General features: G+C 49.4%; 4 protein-coding genes and 1 other RNA gene. 2 read left to right on the top strand and 3 right to left on the bottom strand.

Features of this window, described 5'->3' with window-relative positions:
* Nucleotides 1-42 precede the first annotated feature (42 nt).
* The 3 genes from ACOTYN_RS25990 to smpB form a co-directional block, all read right to left on the bottom strand.
* Entirely contained in the window at nucleotides 43-1,095 is a 1,053-nt protein-coding gene (locus ACOTYN_RS25990; protein ID WP_421634796.1) for a DUF4236 domain-containing protein, read from the bottom strand.
* Between the two features lie 289 nt (nucleotides 1,096-1,384).
* Nucleotides 1,385-1,748, bottom strand: a transfer-messenger RNA (tmRNA) gene (gene ssrA / locus ACOTYN_RS25985).
* 89 nt (nucleotides 1,749-1,837) lie between these two features.
* On the bottom strand, nucleotides 1,838-2,320 hold the full coding sequence (smpB, locus tag ACOTYN_RS25980; RefSeq protein ID WP_008502505.1) for an SsrA-binding protein SmpB: 483 nt from the start codon (nucleotides 2,318-2,320) through the stop codon (nucleotides 1,838-1,840).
* A 156-nt stretch (nucleotides 2,321-2,476) separates the two neighbouring features.
* Between smpB and ACOTYN_RS25975 the strand changes: the two genes are divergently transcribed.
* Together ACOTYN_RS25975 and ACOTYN_RS25970 are read left to right on the top strand one after the other, a co-directional pair.
* Nucleotides 2,477-2,914, top strand: coding sequence for a type II toxin-antitoxin system RatA family toxin (locus ACOTYN_RS25975; RefSeq protein ID WP_014832955.1), 438 nt, complete (start codon nucleotides 2,477-2,479; stop codon nucleotides 2,912-2,914).
* Complete coding sequence (locus ACOTYN_RS25970; RefSeq protein ID WP_023331115.1) at nucleotides 2,904-3,191, top strand: RnfH family protein; 288 nt, start codon at nucleotides 2,904-2,906, stop codon at nucleotides 3,189-3,191. The genes ACOTYN_RS25975 and ACOTYN_RS25970 overlap by 11 nt, the downstream gene beginning before the upstream one ends.
* Nucleotides 3,192-3,263: the final 72 nt, after the last annotated feature.

Here is a 3,263-nt window from a genome sequence, read left to right as displayed (position 1 = left end):
AAGCCTATCTCTTATCTGGAGATACAGCTACTGTCTGGTGTTTCAGGGGGCTACATCACCTTTAAATCTACGGTCTGGCGAGCCATTCTTATTCGTTTTCGCCCATGTATACCCATCTATGCGTGAATCACTGGGAACACCTTCTTCCTCGTGGAATCTTCGATATTCTGAACTGATTTGTAACTCGCGTAAATCAATCAGAGCGAACGCCCCATCAGCTCGTGGTATGACTGCAACTCCAGGATAAAGCAAAATATCGTCGCCATTCACATTTTCAAACCGCATCGCACGCCCTGTAAATTGAATGAGATCTGTTGAACAGAAATCAAAGGTAACTGGGTGACGGTTAACTGACCGGGTTGCCAATGTTCTTTCGGCAAACTGGTCTGTAGCTTTATCTGCAGTAATATCCCATTTTTTAACACTTGATTTTAACATATCGAATGCGCGGACCATTGCTGCATATGCGCGTTGCGAAGTATCACTGCTCTCGAATGTTATGGCTACTTTTGTGTTGTCTTCCCAGGATACTAGGCGAGATATCTCAGCTTGCGTCAGGGGGAGCTCTGTCTCAAGTTCTGCGATGCGCCGTTTGTAAAACCAACGGAATAGACTTGATTTGCGACGAACCAGCTCGTTCTTTTGTTTTGATTCTTCAGCAAGAGCCTCTTGTAGATCCGCTTTTATCTCTGCCCTTTGTTCTCGTGCTTTAGCAATCAAATCTCGTAAAGGTAAAAGGGAGGAACTTGTCAGGACTTCTACCGAAGCGCTGGAAATTTCATTCATGCCAGCCATGGGCATATATATTTTAGCGTTCGATGGTATGTTACTTGGGGATGTCTCCGGCGCTCCAAAATGAGGTTCTGTGGAGGACGGATTTAATGGATTAGTAACTGAGTGCCCATAATCATAGGGCACGGTAGGTGTAGTATAAGATAAGCCTGTACCCGGTAGTCCTACGGTTGCTCTGAGCCCTTTTTTCCCAACATTGACAGTTGCACCCGGTACGCCGATGCTTGCACTTACTCCACGCTTACTAATGTTGAGCCTAACGCCAGGAAACAAAGTAAAGGTTTGTCTGAAACGAAGAGACATAAAGTTATCCCTATGTAGTGTTGTGCACCAAAGTTCGAAATGTTTTTATATGAACATTGAGCTGATACAAAAGCCTATCCTTAGCTCATCTTCATACCGGCATGATACAGCGGTTTGCTTGTCGGTGAAGTAAAACAAAAAAGCCCGCATAAGCGGGCTTGTTTGTCACTCGGGAGCCGCGGCTCCTTTGCGTATCCTTTTTTGTCTCCTCACCGTCTGGTCGGTGTCCTGCCGAGACTGCTAACTTCCTGTTATTGCTAGTGATGTCCTATCACTGTCCAATCATGATTGGTGGAGCTGGCGGGAGTTGAACCCGCGTCCGAAATTTCTACATCCTCGGTACTACATGCTTAGTTTGTCTTTACATTCGCACGCCAGCTGCGGACAGACACGCCACTAACGAACTAGCCTGATTAGTTTTAACGCTTCAACCCCAGGCAGGGCTTCCACGCGATCTCTTTTGGGTTTGACCTCTCTTTGATCCCCGTCTTAAGAGCGGAAGCTAGGGAGAGAGGGCTCAGAGCAGGTTATTAAGCTGCTAAAGCGTAGTTTTCGTCGTTTGCGACTATTTTTTTGCGGCTTTTAACGAGGCAAACCGCCCCTCGGCATGCACCTTGGGTTTCGCAAATCCCGTCGAATCCAGAATCAGCCCCAATAGTGTTGAACTGAGTATACCAGATTTCACTTCCTGGATACCAGCCCGGAACGCTAACTTATTGAATAGTACAATAAGTGTGCAGAATCAACGTCCTGCGTTTTTCATGATGCGCGCTTTATCAAGCTGCCACTCGCGCTCTTTCAGGTCAGTACGTTTGTCGTGCTGCTTTTTACCCTTCGCGACGCCAACCTTCACCTTGCACCAGGCGTTTTTCCAGTACAGCGATAGGGCGACCACGGTGAAACCTTCGCGGTTGATGCGTCCGTAGAGAGATTCCAGCTCACGCTTATTTAGCAGCAGCTTACGGGTGCGCGTTGGGTCACACACGTAGTGTGACGAGGCGACGGTCAGCGGCGTAAAGTTCGCGCCGAACAGGAAAGCTTCGCCATCTTTCAGGATCACGTAGCTGTCGCCGATATTGGCTTTCCCGGCGCGCAGCGATTTTACTTCCCAGCCCTGTAACGCAAGGCCAGCTTCGAATTCTTCTTCAATGAAATACTCGTGGCGCGCACGCTTGTTGAGCGCAATGGTCGCCGAGCCTGGTTTATGTGCTTTTTTCTTCGTCATAAGTGTCGTAAAGCCGTCGGTAATCTGATTTCAAAAAGTCACCTCATTGCGTCCTGTGAGGTCTAACGCGCTATCTTAGCACGAGATGAGGCTTAGCGTTTTTTTAACAGGTGATAAATGTTATTATTTGTCCGTTGTGTGACCATGGAAAATGCTATGCCTCAGATTAGCCGTACTGCGCTTGTGCCTTACAGCGCGGAACAGATGTATCAGTTAGTGAACGATGTTCAGTCTTATCCAGAATTTATTCCGGGGTGTACCGGAAGCCGCGTTCTGGAGTCTGGCCCGACGCAGATGACCGCGGCGGTGGATGTCTCCAAAGCGGGGATCAGCAAGACGTTCACCACCCGCAATACGCTGACCAGCAATCAGAGTATTTTGATGCATCTGGTCGATGGTCCGTTTAAAACGCTGATGGGGGGCTGGAAGTTTACCCCACTGAGCGCGGACGCCTGCCGTATTGAGTTCCATCTGGACTTTGAATTTACCAATAAGCTGATTGAGCTGGCGTTTGGCCGCATCTTTAAAGAGCTGGCCTCGAATATGGTTCAGGCGTTCACGACCCGCGCCAAAGAGGTTTACAGTGTCGCATAAGATTGCTGTGGAAGTGGTGTACGCGTTGCCAGAGAAACAGTATTTGCAGCGCGTGATGCTGGACGAGGGCGCGACCGTAGAAGCGGCTATCCGCGCGTCCGGCATCCTCGAGCTTCGCAGTGATATCGACCTGGCGAAAAATAAGGTCGGTATTTACAGCCGTCCGGTGAAGCTGGGTGACGTGCTGAAAGAGGGCGATCGGGTGGAGATTTATCGTCCGCTGATTGCCGACCCGAAAGAGCTGCGTCGCCAGCGTGCCGAGAAGGCGAGTAAGTAGCACTTTCTCCCCCGGTGGCGCTGCGGTATGAACCGGAAACATGGGTAACACTTTAGACCGGATACATGGGTA

The organism is Enterobacter cloacae complex sp. IR5458 (assembly GCF_049238025.1).
Taxonomy (GTDB): Bacteria; Pseudomonadota; Gammaproteobacteria; order Enterobacterales; family Enterobacteriaceae; genus Enterobacter; species Enterobacter kobei.
The sequence above is the reverse complement of the archived record's forward strand: the minus strand, read 5'-3'. Positions and strand labels throughout refer to the sequence as shown.

Bases quoted from the DNA above. Each gene is read 5' to 3' on its own strand.
- ACOTYN_RS25990 (WP_421634796.1), bottom strand. From the start codon at position 1,095: ATGTCTCTTCGTTTCAGACAAACCTTTACTTTGTTTCCTGGCGTTAGG.
- smpB (WP_008502505.1), bottom strand. From the start codon at position 2,320: ATGACGAAGAAAAAAGCACATAAACCAGGCTCGGCGACCATTGCGCTC.
- ACOTYN_RS25975 (WP_014832955.1), top strand. From the start codon at position 2,477: ATGCCTCAGATTAGCCGTACTGCGCTTGTGCCTTACAGCGCGGAACAG.